General features: G+C 63.3%; 21 protein-coding genes and 1 pseudogene. 10 read left to right on the plus strand and 12 right to left on the minus strand.

Annotation, left to right across the window (positions count from 1 at the left end; genetic code table 11):
• Positions 1-22 precede the first annotated feature (22 nt).
• From plsY to QZ522_RS09980, 5 genes are all read right to left on the minus strand, one after another.
• Positions 23-631, minus strand: coding sequence for a glycerol-3-phosphate 1-O-acyltransferase PlsY (gene plsY, locus QZ522_RS09960; RefSeq protein WP_294610584.1), 609 nt, complete (start codon positions 629-631; stop codon positions 23-25).
• Positions 631-1,908 carry a dihydroorotase gene (pyrC, locus tag QZ522_RS09965; RefSeq protein ID WP_294610586.1) on the minus strand — a complete coding sequence of 426 codons (1,278 nt, stop codon included), beginning with the start codon at positions 1,906-1,908 and terminating at the stop codon, positions 631-633. The genes plsY and pyrC overlap by 1 nt, the downstream gene beginning before the upstream one ends.
• A gap of 155 nt (positions 1,909-2,063) precedes the next feature.
• Complete coding sequence (locus tag QZ522_RS09970) at positions 2,064-2,510, minus strand: hypothetical protein (RefSeq protein WP_294610589.1); 447 nt, start codon at positions 2,508-2,510, stop codon at positions 2,064-2,066.
• On the minus strand, positions 2,510-3,040 hold the full coding sequence (locus QZ522_RS09975) for a hypothetical protein (protein ID WP_294610592.1): 531 nt from the start codon (positions 3,038-3,040) through the stop codon (positions 2,510-2,512). The genes QZ522_RS09970 and QZ522_RS09975 overlap by 1 nt, the downstream gene beginning before the upstream one ends.
• Positions 3,037-3,993: an aspartate carbamoyltransferase catalytic subunit gene (locus QZ522_RS09980; RefSeq protein ID WP_294610595.1), complete on the minus strand. Its 957-nt coding sequence runs from the start codon at positions 3,991-3,993 to the stop codon at positions 3,037-3,039. Before QZ522_RS09980 ends, QZ522_RS09975 begins: the two co-directional genes overlap by 4 nt.
• 155 nt (positions 3,994-4,148) lie before the next feature.
• Between QZ522_RS09980 and QZ522_RS09985 the strand changes: the two genes are divergently transcribed.
• The 9 genes from QZ522_RS09985 to QZ522_RS10025 all read left to right on the plus strand — a co-directional run bounded on the left by QZ522_RS09985 (position 4,149) and on the right by QZ522_RS10025 (position 14,193).
• Positions 4,149-4,943, plus strand: coding sequence for a uracil-DNA glycosylase (locus QZ522_RS09985; protein WP_294610598.1), 795 nt, complete (start codon positions 4,149-4,151; stop codon positions 4,941-4,943).
• Positions 4,940-5,539 (plus strand): metallophosphoesterase family protein, encoded by a 600-nt coding sequence (locus QZ522_RS09990; RefSeq protein WP_294610601.1) that lies wholly within the window; start codon positions 4,940-4,942, stop codon positions 5,537-5,539. The genes QZ522_RS09985 and QZ522_RS09990 overlap by 4 nt, the downstream gene beginning before the upstream one ends.
• Complete coding sequence (locus tag QZ522_RS09995; RefSeq protein ID WP_294610604.1) at positions 5,536-6,159, plus strand: LysE family translocator; 624 nt, start codon at positions 5,536-5,538, stop codon at positions 6,157-6,159. The genes QZ522_RS09990 and QZ522_RS09995 overlap by 4 nt, the downstream gene beginning before the upstream one ends.
• 6 nt (positions 6,160-6,165) lie before the next feature.
• On the plus strand, positions 6,166-6,708 hold the full coding sequence (gene moaB, locus QZ522_RS10000; protein ID WP_294610607.1) for a molybdenum cofactor biosynthesis protein B: 543 nt from the start codon (positions 6,166-6,168) through the stop codon (positions 6,706-6,708).
• Positions 6,709-6,813: 105 nt separating this feature from the next.
• The gene (locus QZ522_RS10005) at positions 6,814-8,289 is read left to right on the plus strand and encodes an HlyD family efflux transporter periplasmic adaptor subunit (protein WP_294610611.1); all 1,476 of its coding nucleotides are present in this window, start codon (positions 6,814-6,816) and stop codon (positions 8,287-8,289) included.
• A 3-nt stretch (positions 8,290-8,292) separates the two neighbouring features.
• The gene (locus QZ522_RS10010; protein WP_294610613.1) at positions 8,293-11,691 is read left to right on the plus strand and encodes an efflux RND transporter permease subunit; all 3,399 of its coding nucleotides are present in this window, start codon (positions 8,293-8,295) and stop codon (positions 11,689-11,691) included.
• A gap of 50 nt (positions 11,692-11,741) precedes the next feature.
• The gene (locus QZ522_RS10015; RefSeq protein WP_294610615.1) at positions 11,742-12,680 is read left to right on the plus strand and encodes a bifunctional riboflavin kinase/FAD synthetase; all 939 of its coding nucleotides are present in this window, start codon (positions 11,742-11,744) and stop codon (positions 12,678-12,680) included.
• Entirely contained in the window at positions 12,677-13,147 is a 471-nt protein-coding gene (locus QZ522_RS10020; RefSeq protein WP_294610617.1) for a YcgN family cysteine cluster protein, read from the plus strand. Before QZ522_RS10015 ends, QZ522_RS10020 begins: the two co-directional genes overlap by 4 nt.
• Positions 13,147-14,193 (plus strand): beta-eliminating lyase-related protein, encoded by a 1,047-nt coding sequence (locus tag QZ522_RS10025; protein ID WP_294610620.1) that lies wholly within the window; start codon positions 13,147-13,149, stop codon positions 14,191-14,193. The genes QZ522_RS10020 and QZ522_RS10025 overlap by 1 nt, the downstream gene beginning before the upstream one ends.
• Positions 14,194-14,202: 9 nt before the next feature.
• Here the strand turns inward: QZ522_RS10025 and QZ522_RS10030 are convergent, their stop codons facing one another.
• Together QZ522_RS10030 and QZ522_RS10035 are read right to left on the minus strand one after the other, a co-directional pair.
• The gene (locus QZ522_RS10030; RefSeq protein ID WP_294610622.1) at positions 14,203-15,009 is read right to left on the minus strand and encodes an alpha/beta hydrolase; all 807 of its coding nucleotides are present in this window, start codon (positions 15,007-15,009) and stop codon (positions 14,203-14,205) included.
• A gap of 4 nt (positions 15,010-15,013) precedes the next feature.
• Positions 15,014-15,613, minus strand: coding sequence for a 2-hydroxychromene-2-carboxylate isomerase (locus tag QZ522_RS10035; RefSeq protein WP_294610624.1), 600 nt, complete (start codon positions 15,611-15,613; stop codon positions 15,014-15,016).
• Between the two features lie 102 nt (positions 15,614-15,715).
• On the opposite strand from QZ522_RS10035, the gene QZ522_RS10040 reads away from it, so the two are divergent.
• Entirely contained in the window at positions 15,716-16,732 is a 1,017-nt protein-coding gene (locus QZ522_RS10040; RefSeq protein WP_294610626.1) for a ribose-phosphate pyrophosphokinase, read from the plus strand.
• A gap of 72 nt (positions 16,733-16,804) precedes the next feature.
• On the opposite strand, the gene QZ522_RS10045 is transcribed toward QZ522_RS10040, so the two are convergent.
• The 5 genes and pseudogenes from QZ522_RS10045 to QZ522_RS10065 all read right to left on the minus strand — a co-directional run.
• Complete coding sequence (locus QZ522_RS10045; RefSeq protein ID WP_294610628.1) at positions 16,805-17,158, minus strand: H-type lectin domain-containing protein; 354 nt, start codon at positions 17,156-17,158, stop codon at positions 16,805-16,807.
• Positions 17,159-17,272: 114 nt separating this feature from the next.
• Complete coding sequence (locus tag QZ522_RS10050; protein WP_294610630.1) at positions 17,273-17,698, minus strand: F0F1 ATP synthase subunit epsilon; 426 nt, start codon at positions 17,696-17,698, stop codon at positions 17,273-17,275.
• Positions 17,699-17,769: 71 nt separating this feature from the next.
• A complete protein-coding gene (atpD, locus tag QZ522_RS10055) occupies positions 17,770-19,194 on the minus strand; it encodes a F0F1 ATP synthase subunit beta (RefSeq protein ID WP_294610632.1) in 1,425 nt (474 codons plus the stop codon).
• A 19-nt stretch (positions 19,195-19,213) separates the two neighbouring features.
• Positions 19,214-20,092, minus strand: coding sequence for a F0F1 ATP synthase subunit gamma (locus QZ522_RS10060; RefSeq protein ID WP_294610633.1), 879 nt, complete (start codon positions 20,090-20,092; stop codon positions 19,214-19,216).
• A gap of 14 nt (positions 20,093-20,106) precedes the next feature.
• A pseudogene (locus QZ522_RS10065) lies at positions 20,107-20,678 on the minus strand (F0F1 ATP synthase subunit alpha); the annotation flags it as partial.

Genomic DNA, 20,678 nt, shown 5'->3' on the forward strand with positions numbered 1-20,678 from the left:
GGCAGCGCCCCTCGCTCCGCCCTTACCCCTTTTGACCGATTTTCGGCTCCGTCCCGGCCTTGATCCGCGATATGTTGCTGCGATGACGCCAGAACACCAGCAGGGTCAATACGAATGCCAGGATAAGCACCTCGCCATAGCCCAGAACAACCGCCCATCCCGTCGACAACGCCGCCGCCATGATCGCGCCCATTGACGATACCCGGCTGATCAGCGCCGCAACCAGCCATGTCAGACAGCAGGCAACCCCCACCGGCCAAGCCAGCGCCAGCATGATCCCGAGAAAAGTCGCGACTCCCTTGCCGCCGCGAAACCCAAGCCAGACCGGATAGCAATGGCCTATAAAGGCCATCAGCGCCGCAAGCTGCACCGCGTCCTCATTGGCAAAGACCCGCGCCAGGAGAACGGCAACCGCCCCCTTGCCGCCATCCAGAAGCAGCGTCAGCGCCGCCGCCAGCTTGTTTCCGGTCCGCAGCACATTGGTCGCACCGATATTGCCCGATCCGATCTCGCGCAGATTGCCAAGGCCCATGATCTTCGCCAGCACCATGCCAAACGGGACAGCCCCAAGCCCATAGCCGATCACGGCCCAGAGGATCAGACCGGCACTCGTGGTTTCAAAAAGCGGCATCACTCGGCCTCATAAACAGGGGTTCCGGCAACATAAGTTGCCAGTACCTTACCCTGCAGGCGCGCGCCGTCAAAGGGCGTGTTCTTGGATTTCGACCTGAGCGCAAAGCGATCCAGCACAAACGGCTTATGCGGATCGAACAGCACCAGGTCCGCAGGCGCCCCCACCGCCAGCCGCCCCGACGCAAGCCCAAGCCGACGCGCCGGATTAAGCGACATCGCCCGGAACAGCGTCGGCAGGTCCAGCGCCTCGGCGTGATAAAGCCGCAGGGCGGCGGGCAACAGCGTTTCAAGCGCCACCGCGCCGCTGGCCGCCTCTTCGAAGGGCAGGCGCTTGCTTTCTTCGTCCTGCGGCGTGTGCATCGAGCTGATGATATCAATCAACCCCGAGCGCAGCGCCTCGATCACCGCCTGCCGATCCTCTTCGGATCGCAGCGGCGGCTTGACCTTGAAAAAGGTCCGGTAATCCGACACGTCCAGCTCGTTCAGCGTGAGGTGGTGAATGCTCGTGCCCGCGGTGATATCAAGCCCGTTGCGCTTGGCCCGCTCAAGCGCCGGCAGGGCGCGTGCGGTGGTGATCTGATCGGCGTGATACTTGGCCCCGGTCATTTCCAGCAACGCGATATCGCGATCCAGTCCCATCCGCTCGGCCATGGGCGACACCGCAGGCAGGCCGCGCAGGCTGGCGAACTTGCCGCTCGTCGCAGCGGCGCCGGCACTAAGACCGGGATCCTGCGGGTGGCAAATGACCAGTGCGCCAAGGCTGCGCGCATAGGTGAACGCGCGGCTCAACACCTTGTTGTCACGCACCACATGATCGCAGTCGGTAAAGGCAACCGCACCGGCATCCATCAGAAAACCGATCTCGGTCATCTCGCGCCCCTCGCGCCCCTTGGTCAGCGCCGCCATCGGCAGCACGTTGACCGGCGCCGCCTCATTGGCGCGCCGGGCCACGAATTCAAGCACCTCGGGGCTGTCGATCGAAGGCAATGTATCGGGCCGCGTGGCCATGGCGGTCACCCCCCCCGCCGCCGCCGCAAGGCCGGCCGAGCGATAGCTTTCCTTGTGCCGCTCGCCCGGCTCGCAGACCTTGACCCCGATATCGACGATACCCGGCGCAAGGCACTGACCGCCGCAGTCGATCACGGTCTCGGCTTTCGGTTCAGCCTCCGTGCCACGCGCGGCGATACTGCCGCCCTTGACCAAGAGCCAGCCAAGCCTGTCCGTGCCTGCCTCTGGGTCGATCAGCCGGGCGTTGGTGAAAAGGGTTTTGCTCATTGGCCAGTCTTTCTGTCTGAAGTCCACCGTCTACGCAGCTCACTCATGCCGCCACCCAGATCATCACCCCGGTGAGGGCGAATATGACCAAAAGGGCGATCATCGCGATCCGGCCCGACATCTTGGGGTCTTTCGGTTCCTGCATCGCGCTCTCCTTATGCTGCGGCAATCGCCGCCCTGATCCGGGCCATCGTATCGGCGCGGTCGGGTTGATATTTCAACAGATGCTTGTCGCCGGTTCTGGTCACCACCTGCACCGCACTGCCAAGGCCGCGCAGGGTCGCGACCTGCGCCAGCGGCACGGCGCGTGTCTGGGGGCCCAAAAGGCGGCGGTCGGTCAGATCCCACCGCGCCTGCAATTCGTCCGAGGCCACGTAAAACGCGCGCACCGCTACTGCGGCAAACCCGCCAACTGCCCCGGTCCAGACGTGCGGATTGCCCGCAAGCCAAAGCGCCAGCATGCCAAGCGCCATAGCCGCCGCCGCAAGCCAGGCATGGTCACGCCAATAGGTAGCGCGATCGGGGGCAAAGCTGTGCATCACCCGCTCGCCCGCCAAAAGCGGCGTGGTCGGCACCATCGAATAGACAAGCCCCTCCTCCATCACGGCAGCACCACAAGACTGATCACCATCGCCAGAACCAGCGCCAGAACCGCAAAGAACCCGAGCGCCAGCCAGCGCGCCGCCCTTTGGCGCTGTGGCCGCCTGTCAGGCCGCAAAGAGATCACCCCCTGCGCCCCGCCGGCAGGCAAAGGCACGAAACTGACCGGCGCCACATCTTCGCTAAAGCGCCCGATCATCCGCAACGGGGCTTGTGGCCGCATCTCCTGCGCGCGCCCCTCAAAGGCGCGCGACGGCACCAACACGACCCGCCCTCGCAGGCCGTCAAGCTGCGCACGCATCGGGTCAAGCTGATCGCGCGCTATGCCGTGGCCCTCGGCAAGATAGTCCGACAAGGGCAAATCCTGCAAATCGCTCACATCGAAAAGCTCGACCTCGGCGGTGATGATCACTTCTGCGCCCAGCGCCTGCAAAACAGCCTCATCCGCAAGCGGCGCCTCTGGCTTCTCGCCAACGGAAAACACCCGCAGCACATGCGCCTCGCCCTCGGGGATTCGCAGGACCGTGGTCATATGGCCGCGCCCGCCTCTGCGCGCCGCGCGCGCAGGTTGCGCGCCAGCAAATCCATCGCCGCCATGCGCACCGCAACGCCCATCTCGACCTGATCCTGAATGACCGAACGGTTGATGTCATCGGCAATCTCGCCATCAATCTCGACACCGCGGTTCATCGGTCCGGGATGCATCACGATCGCGTCCTCGCGAGCATAGGCAAGCTTTTCGCCATCAAGCCCGTAACGGTGGTAATATTCCCGCTCCGACGGGATGAACCCGCCATCCATCCGCTCTTTCTGAAGACGCAGCATCATCACCACATCCACATCCTTGAGGCCTTCGCGCATGTCGTCGTAAACTTCGACGCCAAATTCTCGAATCTGCGCGGGCATCAGGGTCGGCGGCCCAATCAGACGCACCCTGTTCTCCATCTTGCCCAACAGCAAGAGATTCGACCGCGCCACGCGGGAATGCGCAATATCGCCGCAAATCGCGACATTCAGACGGTGAAGCCGCCCCTTGGCCCGCCGGATCGTCAGCGCATCCAAAAGCGCCTGGGTGGGGTGTTCGTGCCGCCCGTCGCCTGCATTCAACACGGCGCAGCGCACCTTTTGCGCCAAAAGATCCACCGCCCCCGAATGGGGATGGCGCACCACAAGCAAATCGGGATGCATCGCATTGAGGGTCATCGCCGTATCAATCAGGGTCTCCCCCTTCTTGATGCTGCTGGCCTGCATCGCCATGTTCATCACATCCGCCCCAAGGCGCTTGCCGGCCAGCTCGAAGCTGGCCTGCGTGCGGGTCGAATTCTCAAAGAACATGTTGATCTGCGTCAGCCCGTCAAGAGCATCGCCATGCTTCACATCACGCCGGTTCAGCGCCACGTAATCATCGGCCAGATCCAGAATGGCGGTAATATCGGCAGGCGCCAGTGGCTCGATCCCCAAAAGGTGGGAGTGTGAAAAGGTCATGCCGCCTCCATTCCGATTTTCCCCGCTTATAAAAACCGCATGCCTCAGGGGCAAGCCGGGGCTTTCATCTTTCCACAAATACTCAAATTCCGCTGGTTTGCAGCCCGCAACTATCGCGGCTTTCACGCGGCGTCCGCCCGAGGTAGCTTATGGTCATGGAATCGGTTCTCGGATATCACGACGCAAAGGCCTTGCTGGCCTGGCAAATCGAACTCGGCGCGACCGAGGCGATTGGCGACACCGCCGTCAACCGCTATGAGCTGCCGGAAAAATCCGCCAAACCCGCCACCGCGCCCCCGGCGCCCACCGCGCCGACGGCCGCGCCGGGCCCCGAGCCGGTGGTCGATCCTGTCGCGGCCGCCACATCCGCCGCCGCCAACGCAGGCTCGCTTGAAGATCTGAAAGACGCACTGGCGGCCTTCCCGCATTGCGATCTGAAACGCGGGGCGCGCAATCTGGTGTTCAGCGACGGCACGCCCGGCGCCCGCGTGATGATCATCGGCGAGGCGCCGGGGCGCGACGAGGATCGCGAAGGCCGCCCCTTCGTCGGGCGCGCCGGGCAGCTTCTGGACCGCATGTTCGCCGCCATCGGCCTTGGCCGTGCCCCCAAGCGCCCCGAGGACGGGATCTATATCACCAATGTCCTGCCCTGGCGCCCGCCGCAAAACCGCGATCCCACCGCGGATGAAATCGCGATGATGCGGCCCTTCCTGGCCCGCCACGTGGCGCTTGCCAATCCGGATTTCGTGGTGCTGATGGGCAACATAAGCTGTGATGCGGGGCTTGAGAAGCGCGGCATCACCCGGTTGCGCGGCACTTGGACGACGGCCTTTGGCAAACCGGCGCTGCCGATGGTGCATCCGGCCTATCTGTTGCGGACGCCCTCGGCCAAGCGCGAGGCATGGGCTGATCTTCTGTCGCTTCAGGCGCGGCTTCGGGGCGGGGCATGAAGATTCTCGCCTTTTCCGATCTGCATCTGGCGCGCGCGCGTGCCGCCGATCTGGTCGCGGCCAGCGCAGAGGCCGACCTTGTCATCGGCGCAGGCGACTTTTGCAACATGCGCCAGGGTCTTGACGAGGCGATGGATCTTCTGCGCACGATCACCGCGCCGATGGTGGTGGTGCCCGGCAATGCCGAAAGCGCACCGGACCTGCGCGCCGCCGCCCTGCCCAACATGACCGTGCTGCATGGCAGCGGCACGAAGATCGGCAATCTGCGGCTTTTCGGGCTGGGGTACGGCGTGCCGGTTACGCCGTTTGGCGCCTGGTCCTGCGATCTGTCCGAGGCCCAGGCGAGCGCTATGCTTGCCCCCTGCACCACCGCCGGCATCCTGATCCTGCATTCCCCACCCAAGGGCCTGGCCGATGTCACCTCGACCGGACAATCGGTCGGCTCGACGGCGATCCGCGATGCAATCGAGCGCATTCAGCCGCGCCTCGCATTTTGCGGCCATATCCACGACAGCTGGGGCGTTACCGGCCAGATCGGCGCCACCCGCGTGGTCAACCTCGGCCCCACCGTCAACTGGTTCGAGTTCCCCGCATGATCATCGACCCGCTTGTTCTTTTGGCCTTCGTTCCGGCGGGGCTTGCCCTCAACCTGACGCCGGGGGCGGATATGATGTTCTGCCTCGGGCTTGGGCTGCGCTCCGGGCCGCGCGCGGCGGTGGCCGCAAGTGCCGGCATTTCGGCGGGCGGCATGGTGCATATCACGCTGGCCGGGCTTGGCCTTGGGGCGGTGGTGGCGGCGCTGCCCTGGCTGTTCGATGCGATCCGCTGGATCGGCGTGGCCTATCTCTTGTGGCTGGCGGTAGGTGCGCTGCGCGCGCAGCCCCCGCGCCCGGATGCCCCCGATCTTGGCGTGGCCCGCGCCTTTCGGGCGGGCATGATGGTCAATCTCACCAATCCAAAGGTGATCCTTTTCGTGCTGGCCTTCGTGCCGCAATTCGTCGATCCCGCGCGCGGCGCGATCCTGGCACAGTTCCTGATCTTCGGGCTGGTGCTGGCGATTGGCGGCTTTTCAATCAACGGCGCGGTTGGCGTCTTTGCGGCCTCGCTTGGCCGCCGCATGGCGACCTCGGCGCGCTTTTCCCGCGGGCTTGGCGCGATATCGGCCGTGATCTTTACCGCCCTCGCCGCCCGCCTTGCCCTTTTGGAACGGAGTTGACCCAGCATGTCCCGCATTGACGAAACCAAAGACTTCATCCCCGTGCGCATTGCCGTTCTCACGGTCAGCGACACCCGCAGCCTGAGCGAGGACAAATCCGGCGCGACCCTTGTTGATCGCCTTGAGGCCGCCGGACACACCCTTGCCGACCGCATGATCCTGCGCGACGAACGCGCCGAGATCGCAGAGCAGTTGCGTGCGTGGATCGCGCGCGACGACATTGACGTGGTGATCTCGACCGGCGGCACCGGCCTTACCGGGCGCGATGTCACCGTCGAGGCGCACCGCGATGTCTATGAAAAGGAAATCGACGCCTTCGGCACGGTGTTCACCATGGTCAGCATGAGCAAAATCGGCACCAGCGCCGTGCAAAGCCGCGCCACAGGCGGGGTTGCGGGCGGCACCTATCTCTTTGCCCTGCCCGGAAGCCCCGGCGCCTGTCGCGATGCCTGGGATGAAATCCTCAAGCTTCAGCTTGATTATCGCCACCGGCCCTGCAACTTCGTCGAGATCATGCCGCGATTGGACGAACATCAGCGACGGAAATAACGCAGCCCGGCGTATAACGCCCAACAGGCTTGGCATTTCACCTGTCAGGGTTACATTTCCAAGGGGTCCATCTGCGGTTTGGGCCATATCATGGGGTTGCGTTTCATGCGGTTTTTGCGCCAGTGCCTGACGGGGCTGTTCCTTCTGTCGCTGACCTTGGGGCTTTTGGCCTATGCCGGTCAGACCGTGGTCAGCGCCGTGTCCGAGCGCATGGCCAAGGAACCACGCCAGCCGGATCGCCGCGAGCGTGTCTTTGCGGTGCGCACCACCCTTGCACAAGAGGCCCGCGCAACCCCGGTCCTGACGGCCTTTGGCCAGATCCAGAGCCGGCGCACGCTGGAACTGCGCACCCAGGCCAGCGGCATCATAACCGAACTTTCCCCCGATTTCGTCGAGGGCGGACAGGTCCGCACCGGACAATTCCTGGCCCGCATCGACCCAGCCGATGCGCAAACCGCACGTGACCGCGCCCGCGCCGACCGGATGGATGCCGAGGCAGAACAACGCGAGGCCGCTCGCGCGCTTGATCTTGCGCGCGACGAGCTTGAGGCGGCGCGCGATCAATACGCCTTGCAGGAACGGGCCCTGACCCGTCAGCGCGACCTGCAATCGCGCGGCGTGGGCACCACCGCCACCGTCGAGGCCGCCGAGCTTGCCGCCGCACAGGCCCGCCAATCGGTGCTGGGCAGCCGTCAGGCGCTTGCCCTCGCCGAGGCGCGGATTGATCAGGCGGCGACCGATCTTGCGCGTGCCGACCTGTTGCTCTCCGAGGCCGAGCGCCGCCTTGCCGAAACCCGGATCACCGCCGGTTTCAGCGGCACGCTAAGCGACGTAAGCGTCGTGGCCGGGCGGCTTGTATCGGCCAATGAACAACTGGCGCAGCTTGTCGATGCCACCTCGCTTGAGGTGGCGTTTCGCGTCTCGACCCCGCAATATGCCCGGCTTCTCGATGACAAGGGCGCCCTGATCCCGGCGCCGGTCCGGGTAAGCCTTGATGTGTTTGGCCTTGAACTCACCGCCACAGGGCGGATTTCGCGCGACAGCGCCGCCGTCGGCGAGGGGCGCACCGGGCGGCTGATCTTTGCGACGCTGGATAATGCCCCGGCGATGAAGCCCGGCGATTTCGTCACCCTGCGCATCGACGAGCCGCCGCTTGATCGCGTCATCACCCTGCCCGCTTCGGCGCTAGGCGCGGATGGCGCGGTGCTTGTGCTGGCGGCTGACGACCGGCTTGAGGCGCGCGCCGTGACCCTTTTGCGCCGTCAGGGCAACGATATCCTCGTGCGGGCGCCGGGGCTAGCCGGGCGCGAGGTGGTGAACCAGCGCACCCCGGTGCTTGGCCCCGGCATCAAGGTGCGGCGGCTCTCGCCCGGAGCGGCGATGCAAGAGGGCGACGAGGGCACCGCCAAACCCGCCAACCTGGTGGAACTCAGCCCCGACCGGCGCGCGCGGCTGGTGTCCTTCGTACAGTCAAGCAATGACATGCCCGCCGCCGTTAAAGAGCGCCTTTTGGCCCAGCTCGACAAACCTCGCGTTCCCGCAGGCATGGTCGAGCGGCTTGAACGCAAGATCGGGGGATAGGCCATGCAGGGCGCGCCCACCGGGCCACTACAGGGCATCCTGTCCTATTTCACCCGCCACCGCACGGCGGCGAACCTTTTGCTTGTGGTGATGCTGGCGCTTGGCCTTGCCGCCCTGCCGCGCATGCGCGCGCAGTTCTTTCCGGATGTGGTGATCGACAACATAAGTGTCTCGGTCACCTGGGAAGGCGCCAGCGCCGAGGATGTCGACGACGCCATTGTCCAGCTTCTCGAACCCGCCCTTCTGGCGGTCGAGGGCGTCGAAAGCTCAAGCGCCAGCAGCCGCGAGAACAGCGCCACCCTTACCCTTGAATTCGAACCCGGCTGGGACATGGGGCGCGCCGCCGACGAGGTACAGGCCGCCCTCGACATCATCACCACCCTGCCCGAAGAGGCCGACGAGCCGGTCGTGCGGCGCGGGGCATGGCGTGACCGGGTGACCGATGTGGTGATCACCGGCCCGGTCGGCCCTCAGCAACTCGCGCTTCTGGCGGACGAATTCGTGATCCGCCTGTTTGATGCGGGCGTCACCCGCACCACCATTCAGGGCGTCGCCGCGCCCGAAACGATCGTCGAAGTGCCCTCGACCAGCCTGATCGCCAATGACATCACCATGGCCGAGATCGCCGCCGCCCTTGCCGCCGAAATCACCGCCGACCCGGCGGGCGACATGACCGGCACCAATACCCGCATTCGCACCGGCGTGGAAAAGCGGCGCCCGGATCAGCTTGCCGATGTGGTGCTGCGCTCCAATCCCGACGGCACGGCGCTGACGGTGGGCGACGTGGCACGCGTCCGTGTTCAGGGGGTGACGCGCGAGATCGCCTATTTCGTCGGCGACGAACCGGCCATAACCGTACGTGTCGACCGCTCGGCGCGCGGCGATGCACTTGATATCCAGGACAAGGTCCAGATCCTCGCCGACCAGATGGCCGAAACCCTGCCCGAAGGCGTTGACATCACCCTTATCCGCACCCGCGCCGAGGCCATTTCGGGGCGCATCGCCATGCTGCTTGACAATGCGCTGACCGGTCTGGCGCTTGTGATCGGGCTGTTGTTCCTGTTTCTCAACGCACGCACCGCCTTCTGGGTGGCGGCGGGCATTCCCGTCGCCCTGATGGCGGCGATGGCGCTTATGTTTGCCGCCGGGCTTACGATCAACATGATCTCGCTTTTCGCGCTTATCATCACCCTTGGCATCGTGGTCGATGACGCTATCGTGGTCGGTGAACACGCCGATGCGCGCCTGCGCAAACTGGGCGAGCCGCCGATGGTCGCCGCCGAGCGCGCCGCCGCCCGCATGGCGCTTCCGGTGTTTTCCGCCACGCTGACCACGCTGATCGCGTTTTTCGGGCTGGCGGTGATCGGCGGACGGTTTGGCAACCTGATCTACGACATCCCCTTCACCGTGATTGCTGTGCTGATCGCAAGTCTGATCGAGTGTTTCCTGATCCTGCCCCATCACATGGCACATGCGCTTGCCCATTCAGGGCGGCTGCATTGGTATGACTGGCCAAGCCGGGTGGTCAATCGCGGCTTTGGTTGGTTTCGCGAGCGCGCCTTTCGCCCACTGATCGCGCTTGTGATCCGGGCGCGCTATGTGGTGCTGGCGGGCGCCATCCTCTTGCTGGCAGGTCAGGCGGCAGTCTTTATCCGCGGCGATGTCACATGGCGGTTTTTCAACGCCCCCGAACGCGGCAGCGTCAGCGGCAACTTCGCCATGAGCCCCGGCGCCACCCGCGACGACACCCTTGCCATGATGCGCGAGATGCAGCGCGCCACCGAGACGCTTGGCGCCGAATACGAGGCCGAACACGGCGTCAATCCGCTCGATTACGTGATTGCCCAGATCGGTGGCACGGCAGGGCGCGGGCTTGCCGGGGCCGACAGCAAGGACGCCGATTTGCTTGGCGGCATCACGATCGAGCTGATCGACGCCGACCTGCGGCCCTATTCAAGCTTTGCCTTTGTCGCCGACCTTCAGGACCGGGTCGAACGTCACCCGCTGGTCGAAACCCTGAGCTTTCGCGGCGGCCGGTCCGGCCCCGGCGGTGACGCGCTTGACGTGCAATTCTACGGCGCAAGCGCCGATATCCTGAAATCCGCCGCCGAGGCGCTCAAGGCGGCGCTTTCGCGTTTTCCCGAGGTTTCGGCGGTTGAAGACAATCTTGCCTATGACAAAGAGGAACTGATCCTTGAACTGACCCCGCAGGGACAGGCACTTGGCTTTGCAATCGACGATCTGGGGCGCGTTTTGCGCCACCGGGTTGGCGGGATCGAGGCCGCGACCTATCCCGACGGGTCGCGCTCTGCCGAGGTGCGTGTCGAGCTGCCCGAGGGCGAGCTGACGGCGGATTTCATGGAGCGGATGCAGCTGCGCACGCCGGGCGGCGACTATGTTCTGCTGGCCGATATCGTCAGCGTCACACAGCGCACCGGCTTTTCCACGGTGCGGCGCGAAAACGGCCTGCGGCTGATCAATGTGACCGGTGACATCTCCGAGGACGATCCGGCCCGCGCCAGCGAGATCAGCGCGCTTTTGAAAACCGAAATCCTGCCCGAAGTGGCCAGCGAATATCAGGTCGAATGGCGCCTTGCCGGCCTGTCCGAGCAAGAGGACGAGTTCATGGCCGACGCCCGGCTTGGCCTGATCCTGACGCTTCTGGGGATCTACCTTGTGCTGTCGCTGGTCTTTGCAAGCTGGACCCGCCCGCTTGTGGTGATGGCGATCATTCCCTTCGGCCTTGTCGGCACGATCTATGGCCATGCGCAATGGGACGTGCCGCTAAGCATGTTCACGGTGGTCGGCCTGTTGGGGATGACCGGGATCATCATCAACGATTCCATCGTTCTGGTGACGGCGATTGACGAATACGCCCGCGAGCGCGGCGTGATCCCCGCCATTATCGACGGGGTTGCCGACCGGCTGCGCCCGGTACTTCTGACCACACTTACCACGGTTCTGGGACTGACGCCGCTGCTGTTTGAACGCTCGACGCAGGCGCAGTTTCTCAAGCCGACGGTGATCACGCTGGTCTATGGCCTTGGCTTTGGCATGCTTCTGGTGCTTTTGGTGGTGCCCGCGCTGATCGCCATGCAACAGGACCTTGCCCGCCAGATCGCCGCACTGCGCCGGGGCCTCAGGGCGCGACGCGGGCCGCTTGGGGTCACGCTCCGGCTCGGGCTTGGGGCGATGCTGGCATGGCTGGGCACGACCCTTGGCGTGACCATTGCCACCGGCGCCTTGCCCGATGCACTCTCCGGGGCGCTGCCGGTCGGTGCCGCCCTGTCGCCGATGATGGCCGCCCTGCTGTTGTTTCTGGCCGGGATATCTGCCTTTCTGATGGTGACCTATGTTGCCATCGCCATCATGCAGCGCCACCGGCGCGCCACGCCAAACTGAGCGCGTGTTCAGGCTTGCGCCCGCGCCTTGGCGGCGCTAGGCCTAGCGCCATGCATATCATCCGCGATTTCCAATACGTCACCGAGGCCGATCGTGGCGCCAGCGCCGCCATCGGCAACTTCGATGGCGTGCATCTTGGCCACCGATCGGTGATCGACATCGCCCGCGAGGCCGGTGCCGCGATCAACGCCCCGCTTGGCATTCTGACGTTCGAGCCGCACCCGCGCGAATACTTCGCGCCCGATGCGCCGCCCTTTCGCCTCATGGGGCCAGAGGCGCGTGCGCACCGGCTTGAAAAGCTCGGGGTCGAGCGGCTTTACGAGATCAATTTCAACGCCGCCCTCAGCGCGCTGACGCCAGCGGAATTCGCCCGCAAGGTCATCAGCGACGGCCTTGGCCTGCGCCATGTGGTGGTCGGCGCCGATTTCTGCTTTGGCAAGGGGCGCGCAGGCAATGCCGGCGATCTCGAGGCATTCGGCGCCGAGATGGGCTTTGGCGTGACCATCGCCCGGCTTCTGGAAGGCGATGCCGGACAGGTCTCTTCGACCGCGATCCGGCGCGCGCTGTCAGAGGGCGATCCGAAACGCGCCGCCAGCATGCTTGGTCACTGGCACCGTATCGAAGGCCCTGTCGTGGGCGGCGAACAGCGCGGGCGCGCGCTTGGCTATCCTACCGCGAACATGTCGATTGCCGGGCTGCACCCGCCCAGGTTCGGGGTTTATGCCGTTTTGGTCGATATCCTCGACGGGCCCCACAAGGGCACCTATCACGGCGCCGCCTCGCTTGGGGTGCGCCCGATGTTCGACGGCGAGGTTGCCAATCTGGAAACCTTCATTTTCGACTTTTCCGGCGATCTCTACGGCACCGACCTGTCGGTCGGTCTTGTCGAATACCTGCGCCCGGAAGAAACCTTTGACAGCCTGGAAATCTTCATCGCCCAGATGGATGCCGATTGCCTGCGCGCCCGCCAGATCCTGGCCGCCCTATGAGCGATCCGATTGACCGCAGCGGCCTGCGCCCCGACTTCTGGAAAACCACCCCGCTTGAGCGCATGACCCAAAACGAATGGGAAGCGCTCTGCGATGGCTGTGGCAAATGCTGCATGAACAAGCTTGAGGATGAAGACAGCGGCGAAGTCGTCCTGACCCGGATCGCCTGCCGGATGTTTGACGACACCACCTGTCGCTGTTCGCAATATCCGATCCGCCATCAGTTCGTGCCGGAATGCATCTCGCTCAGCCCGAAAAATCTTGACGGCCACCTCTATTGGATGCCCGAAACCTGCGCCTACAAACTGTTGCATCAGGGCAAGCCGCTTTTTGACTGGCACCCGCTTGTCTCGGGCGATCCGCAAAGCGTGCATGACGCCCGCGTGTCGATGCAATCACGCACCCTCCCCGAGTTCGAGGTTCCCGAGGACGAGTGGGAAGATCATATAATCGAGGAACCGATCTGATGTTTTTTGGCTCTGATAATACCGGCCCCGCGCACCCTTCGGTGATGGCGGCCATGGCCGAGGCCAACACCGGGTTTCAACCGTCTTACGGCGAAGATGCCCTGATGGAGCGAGTACGCGATCAGATCCGCGCCCTGTTCGAGGCGCCACAGGCCAGCGTTTACCTGGTCGCAACCGGCACGGCGGCGAATGCCCTGGCGCTGGCGACCCTGTCACAGCCCTGGCAGACAGTCTTTTGCACGCCGCTGGCACATATCCATACGGATGAATGCAACGCCCCCGAGTTCTTTACCGGCGGTGCCAAGCTAAGCCTGACCGGCGCGGCCGACAAGATGACGCCCGACGATCTGAGGGCCGCGATTGCCGCCTGGCCCAAAGGCGATGTGCATGTTGCCCAGCACGGACCGCTGGCCCTCACGCAGGCCACCGAGCGGGGCCGGGTCTATGGCTGTGACGAACTGGCGGCGCTGACCTCTGTGGCGCGCAATCATGGCTTGCCGACCTACCTTGACGGCGCGCGCTTTGCCAATGCGGTGGCCGCGCTTGGGTGCACACCCGCCGAAATGACCTGGAAGGCCGGGATTGACGCCGTCAGCATGGGCGGCACCAAGAACGGCTGTCTCGGGGTCGAGGCCGTGATCTTTTTCAACCCCGAAAACGCCTGGGAATTCGAGCTTCGGCGCAAGCGCTCGGCGCATCTGTTCTCCAAGCACCGGTTTTTGTCGGCGCAGATGCTGGGTTACCTGAAGGACGATCTTTGGCTTGAGCTTGCCCGCACAGCCAATGCCCGCGCCGCGACATTGGTTGCCGGGCTGCGCGACTTGCCAGAGGCCGATGTCGTGGTCGAGCCAGAGGTCAACATGATCTTTGCCACCCTGCCCCGCGCCACGCATCAGCGGCTCAAGGCGGCGGGGGCAGCCTATGGCCTCTATGACGGTCCGCTTGAGAGCGGCCCCGCTGACGAGCCGCTGATGATGCGGCTGGTCTGTGACTGGTCGATCAGTGAGGGCCAAATCGCAGAGTTTCTCGACATCGCACGCGGCTGATCCCCCCCCTCACGTCCAGCTCAGAAATTGCAGGACCTCTGCGCTGACCTGTTCGGGATGGGTGATTGGCCCCATATGCCCGGCTCCCATGATCACCGACCTCTCGACCCGCCCGAGACGCGTTGCCAACCCCTCGTTGATCGCCGCGATAATCTCGGGGGACCGGCTTCCTTCCAGCAAGAGCGCAGGCGCGACGATCTTCTCCAGCGCGCCGCTCGCCAGCATGTCGCCCACGTCATCATAGAGCGCAGGATTCGCCGCCTCGATCTCCGGCATATGCGCGGCCATTGAGGCGCGGGCGGCCTCGGGATAATCGGCCCAGTGGCGCCCGTCGCCCCAAACCCGGATGAACCCCTCTGCCGCGCTGTGATGATCGCCGGTGGCCATGCCCTGCGAATAGCCCGCCATTTCCGCCTCGTGGGGCGCACGCAGTTCGGGCCGGTCGGCAAGGGCCACGCTGAAAAACACCGGCTCATAAAGAACTAACGAGCGCACCAGATCGGGGCGCTCGACCGCAAGCCGCAAGGCCACCGTCGCCCCAAAGGAATGTCCGATGATATCCGCGGGACCGTCCAGAAAGCTGGCCGCGATCCGGGTGTTCAGTTCCTGTATTTCGCCGCAGCCATCCCAATCCGCACTGCGCCCATTTCCGGGCCGATCAAAGGCAGTCATGGTTAACGCGCTTGACAGCGCGCGCCCCATGCCGCCCCAGCTTGAACTATGGGCCAAGGCGCAATGGATCATCAGGGCCGCGCGCGGCCCCTGCCCGAATGTTGACCAATAGGTCTCGACCCCGGCCTTTTCGGCACGTGGCATGGGATCAGAGCTTGCCCGCCAGGTGAAGATCAAGCTCGTCGAGGCGGTCTTGCCCCCAAAAACTTTGCCCGCTGTCCACCACGTAAAAAGGCGCTCCGAAAACCCCGGCATTCACCGCGTCTTCAAGGTTGCGGGCATAGGTCTCTGCCCCGCTCAGCAAACCGCTATCGGCCAGCTTGGGATCGAACCCGGCCTTTTCCAGACACTCGCGCACCACGTCATCCCCGGCAATATCGCGATCATCCACCCAACAGGCGCGCATGATGCCATGCACCAGCGCCCCAAGATCACCGCCGCCCGCATTTTGCGCGGCAATGATCGCATAAGATGAGGGCGCCGGGTTGGTCGGCCAATGTGCAGGCTTGAGATTAAGCGCCATGCCGCGTTTTTTCGCCTGCCGCGGAAGTTCCTGCGCGCGATAGGCATTGCGCGCGGGATGGCGTTCGGCGGGCGGGGTGCCGCCGGTGCGCGCAAACAGCGCCATGATATCAAGCGGCTTGTAGGTCACCGTCGCGCCGTGTCTGGCCGCAATTTCCTCCAACCCGGTACCCGCCAGATAGGCATAGGGTGACAAAGTTGAAAAATAATAGTCGATATGGGCCATTTTGGCACGCTCCCCCGTTGCATAGCTTTGCCTGACCCTAGGCACATGCTAAGCGGTGTCAACATCACGAATCTGTCACATCGCACAGCCGGGGACCTCACTATGTCAACATCATCGCAACCCAAGCTTATTTCGGGCAATGCCAACATGCCACTTGCCACGGCTATTGCACGGCGGATGTCAATGCATCGTGGCGTCAACGTGGGGCTTGTCGACGCTCGGGTCGAGCGCTTCAACGACGGTGAGATTTTTGTCGAGGTTTACGAAAACGTGCGCGGCGAGGATATGTTCATCATCCAGCCCACCTCGAACCCGGCCAATGACAACCTCATGGAATTGCTGATCATGGCCGATGCCCTGCGCCGCTCTTCGGCGGCACGCATCACCGCCGTGATCCCCTATTTCGGCTATGCCCGCCAGGATCGCCGTTCCAAGGCGCGCACGCCGATCTCGGCCAAGCTGGTGGCGAACATGATCGTCGAGGCGGGGATCGAGCGGGTGCTTACGATGGATCTGCATGCCGCACAAATCCAGGGCTTTTTCGACATTCCGGTCGACAACCTCTATGCCTCGCCGATCTTTGCGCTTGATATCATGATGCAATTCAAGGGCGCGATGGATGACCTGATGATCGTCTCGCCGGACGTTGGCGGCGTGGCCCGGGCACGTGAACTGGCCAAGCGGATCGAGGCCCCCCTGTCGATCGTCGACAAACGCCGCGAGAAAGCCGGCGAAGTGGCCGAAATGACCGTGATCGGCGATGTCCGTGGCAAGAAATGCCTGATGGTTGACGATATGTGCGACACTGCCGGCACTCTGTGCAAGGCGGCAGAGCTGCTCATGGAAAACGGGGCCTCAGAGGTGCACGCCTATATCAGCCACGGCGTCATGTCGGGCCCGGCGGTCGAGCGGGTCGAGAAATCGGTAATGAAGTCCCTCGTCCTGACCGACACGATTGCGCCCTCTGCCGCTGTGCGCGCCGCGCATAACATCCGCATCCTGCCCACGGCACCGGTCTTTGCCCAGGCGATTCTCAATATCTGGAACGGCACAAGCGTGTCGTCACTGTTCGAGACCCCCACCCTTGAGCCGGTCTATGAGGGCCAGTTCGGGATCTGATCAAAGCGGACTCTGACCAATCGGACGGGGGCGATTGGCGCAGGGCGGGCGAAACCTACGCCCCCCCTCATCTCAATAAACGTCCTGCCAGTCGTCGTCGTGGAACAGTTCGCCGATCGCCATCCAGCGCACGCGGACACGCGCAACGCGGGTGTCGCCCCAGGTTCGAAACACCACGTCAAAGCCTTCGCGGGTGATCATTTCCGCCGTCACATCGGCGCGCACATTGGTGGCACTGTCCATATCCCAGAGCGACATGGCAATATGCACGGCGGGCTCTGACTTGAACGGTTTGCTGAACACAACCTTTGTGCGTCGCTCCCGCGCCCCGTGGCCGGTCCACATCTCGCCGCCGTCTGCATAATCCGCAAACAGCACATCATCGCCCTGATCAATACCAATGGCCTGATTGATGAAAACTTTCATGGCTTTGCCTCTTGGGTCCGGCCTTTTGTAGTAAGGGTTCTTGGCAGAATTGAGAACTGAAAAAGAAAAAAAGGGCCGCAAAACGGCCCCTTTAGATGTTACTCGCTTGCGGCCTTAATTGGCCGAAAGACCGATGTGATCGCCGATCGCGACCATATCCGCCAAAAGCTTGGCGGCCTCATCCACGGGGCCGGGTTCGTTGACAAAGGTTTCCTGCGCATGCGCAAGCTTGTCCGTCGCCTGGGCGACCATGGCCTTGAACTCTTCCGCGGTCATATCTTCACGCGGCACGGCACGTTCGGCGAGAACCGAAACGCTATCGCCGCTGATTTCCGCAAATCCGCCGGTGACGACGTATTCGCGAGTGCCATCGGCGCCTGAAACCTTCAGAATACCGGGGCGCAGCGTGGTGATCAGCGGCGCATGGTCGGCCATGGCCGTGAGATCGCCCTCGGCACCGGGGATCTGCACCTCTTTGGCGGCGACCGATGCCAGAAGCCGCTCAGGGCTCACCAGATCGAATTGCACTGTATCAGCCATTTGGGCCTCCTTGATGATGCAGCGCCCGAGCGACGCACTTATGTGATCCGCTCGGGGTCTGCACGCGTTACTTAGGCCGCGTCGGCAGCCATGCGTTCGGCTTTCGCGATCACGTCGCTGATGCCGCCAACCATGTAGAAGGCACCTTCGGGCAGGTGATCGTATTCACCGGCCACAACTGCCTTGAACGATGCGATGGTTTCTTCCAGCGGAACCTGAATACCGTCGGACCCGGTAAAGACCTTCGCCACGTCGAACGGCTGTGACAGGAAGCGCTGAATTTTGCGCGCGCGCGAAACGGTCAGCTTATCTTCTTCCGACAGTTCGTCCATGCCCAGGATGGCGATGATGTCTTGCAGCGACTTGTAGCGTTGCAGGATGCCCTGAACGTCACGTGCAACCTGATAGTGCTCTTCCCCCACAACGGCGGGATCCATCAGACGCGATGTCGAATCGAGCGGGTCAACGGCCGGGTAGATGCCCAGCTCGGAGATCGCGCGCGACAGAACGGTCGTGGCGTCAAGGTGGGCAAACGAAGTCGCCGGGGCAGGGTCGGTAAGGTCGTCCGCAGGCACGTAAATCGCCTGAACCGAGGTGATCGACCCGGCTTTGGTCGAGGTGATCCGCTCTTGCAGGGCACCCATGTCGGTGGCCAGCGTCGGCTGATAACCCACGGCCGAAGGAATACGACCCAAAAGCGCCGACACCTCAGAGCCCGCTTGCGTAAAGCGGAAGATGTTGTCGACGAAGAACAGAACGTCTGTGCCCGACTGGTCACGGAACTGTTCCGCAAGGGTCAGACCCGACAGGGCAACCCGCATACGCGCGCCCGGGGGCTCGTTCATCTGGCCATAGACCAGCGCCACTTTGGAGTCGGTCAGATTGTCGGGAACGATAACGCCCGATTCAATCATCTCGTGGTAAAGGTCATTGCCTTCACGGGTCCGTTCGCCAACACCCGCGAACACCGAGAAACCCGAGTGCACTTTGGCGATGTTGTTGATCAGTTCCATGATGAGAACGGTTTTGCCCACGCCAGCACCGCCGAAGAGGCCGATCTTACCACCCTTGGCGTAGGGTGCCAGAAGGTCAACGACCTTGATGCCTGTCTCGAGGACAAGGGATTCTGTCGACTGCTCGGCGAACTCAGGAGCAGGCTGGTGGATCGCGCGGCGCTCGTCCGCCTTGACCGGGCCCTGCTCGTCAACCGGCTCGCCGATGACGTTCAGGATGCGGCCCAGGGTGGCGTTGCCGACGGGAACCGAAATCGGCTCGCCGCTGTCTGTCACGGACTGACCGCGGACCAGACCTTCGGTGGCATCCATCGCGATGGTGCGAACAGTGCTCTCACCAAGGTGCTGAGCCACTTCCAGGATCAGTTTCTTGCCATTGTTATCGGTTTCCAGCGCGTTCAAGATCGCTGGCAGGTGGCCGTCAAAGTGAACGTCCACCACGGCGCCGATGACCTGGGTCACTTTGCCATTTGCTTTTGCCATGTTTACGTCTCCGGTTTTCTTAAAGCGCTTCCGCGCCCGAAATGATTTCAATAAGCTCGTTCGTGATCACGGCCTGACGCGAGCGGTTGAACTCGATTGTCAGCTTGTCGATCATTTCACCCGCGTTGCGTGTCGCGTTATCCATGGCGGACATCCGCGCGCCCTGCTCCGACGCACCGTTTTCCAGCATTGCGCTGAAGATGGCTGTCGCAACACCGCGCGGCAGAAGGTCCGCAAGGATCGCCTGCTCGTCGGGCTCGTAATCATAGAACGTGCCGGTATCGGCTGCCTCTGCCGCATCGCTCACATCAGCAGGAATGATCTGCTGCATGGTCGGGATCTGGCTGACCACATTCTCAAAGCGCGAGAAAAAGATCTTCGCGACGTCGAATTCGCCGGCGTCAAAGCTTTTCAGAATACTTTCCGCCACCGCCTGCGCATCGCCATAACCGATGCGCTTGATGCCCGACTGATCGACGTGATCCACGAAATACTGACCGAATTCCCGTTTCATCGCATCGCGGCCTTTTTTGCCAACGGTGACGATTTTAACGGTCTTGCCCTCGGACAGCAGATCTGCGGCATGCGCCTTGGCCAGCTTTGCGATATTGGCGTTGAAGCCACCGCAAAGCCCGCGTTCGGCGGTCATGACAACCAGCAGATGCACCTTGTCTTCGCCCGTGCCGCGCAACAGGACCGGCGCGTTTTCCGCGTCGCCCACTGATGCCGCCAGTTTACCCATCACGGCATTGAACCGCTCGGTATAAGGGCGCGCTTGTTCGGCAGCCTCCTGCGCGCGGCGAAGTTTCGCCGCGGCAACCATTTGCATGGCCTTTGTGATCTTGCGGGTCGATTTGACCGACGCGATCCTGTTTTTAAGGTCCTTGAGGTTCGGCATTGCCTTATCTCCCCTTAAGCGAAGTCAGCGGCGAATTCGTCCAGCGCGGCCTTGATCTTCTCTTCGGCCTCACCCTTGATCTTGGGATCTTCCTTGGTGATGTAGTCCAGCAGATCGGCATGCTTGCCGCGCAGGTGGCCCAGCAAACCAGCCTCGAAACGTCCCACCTGATCAACGCCGATCTTGTCGAGATAGCCTTTGGTACCGGCATAGATCACACAGACGATCTCGGCGTTGGTCAGCGGCGAATACTGTGCCTGCTTCATCAGCTCGGTCAGACGCGCACCACGGTTCAGCAATTGCTGTGTCGAGGCATCGAGGTCAGAGCCGAACTGAGCAAAGGCCGCCATTTCGCGATACTGAGCCAGTTCAAGTTTCACCGGACCGGCAACGGATTTCATCGCGTTGGTTTGCGCCGAAGAGCCAACCCGCGAAACCGACAGACCGGTGTTCACAGCAGGGCGGATACCCTGGTAGAAAAGCTCGGTCTCAAGGAAGATCTGGCCGTCGGTGATCGAGATCACGTTGGTCGGAATAAACGCCGAAACGTCACCACCCTGGGTTTCGATGATCGGCAGAGCCGTCA

This window comes from uncultured Roseovarius sp. (genome assembly GCF_913054395.1).
In the GTDB taxonomy this organism is placed as follows: Bacteria; Pseudomonadota; Alphaproteobacteria; order Rhodobacterales; family Rhodobacteraceae; genus Roseovarius.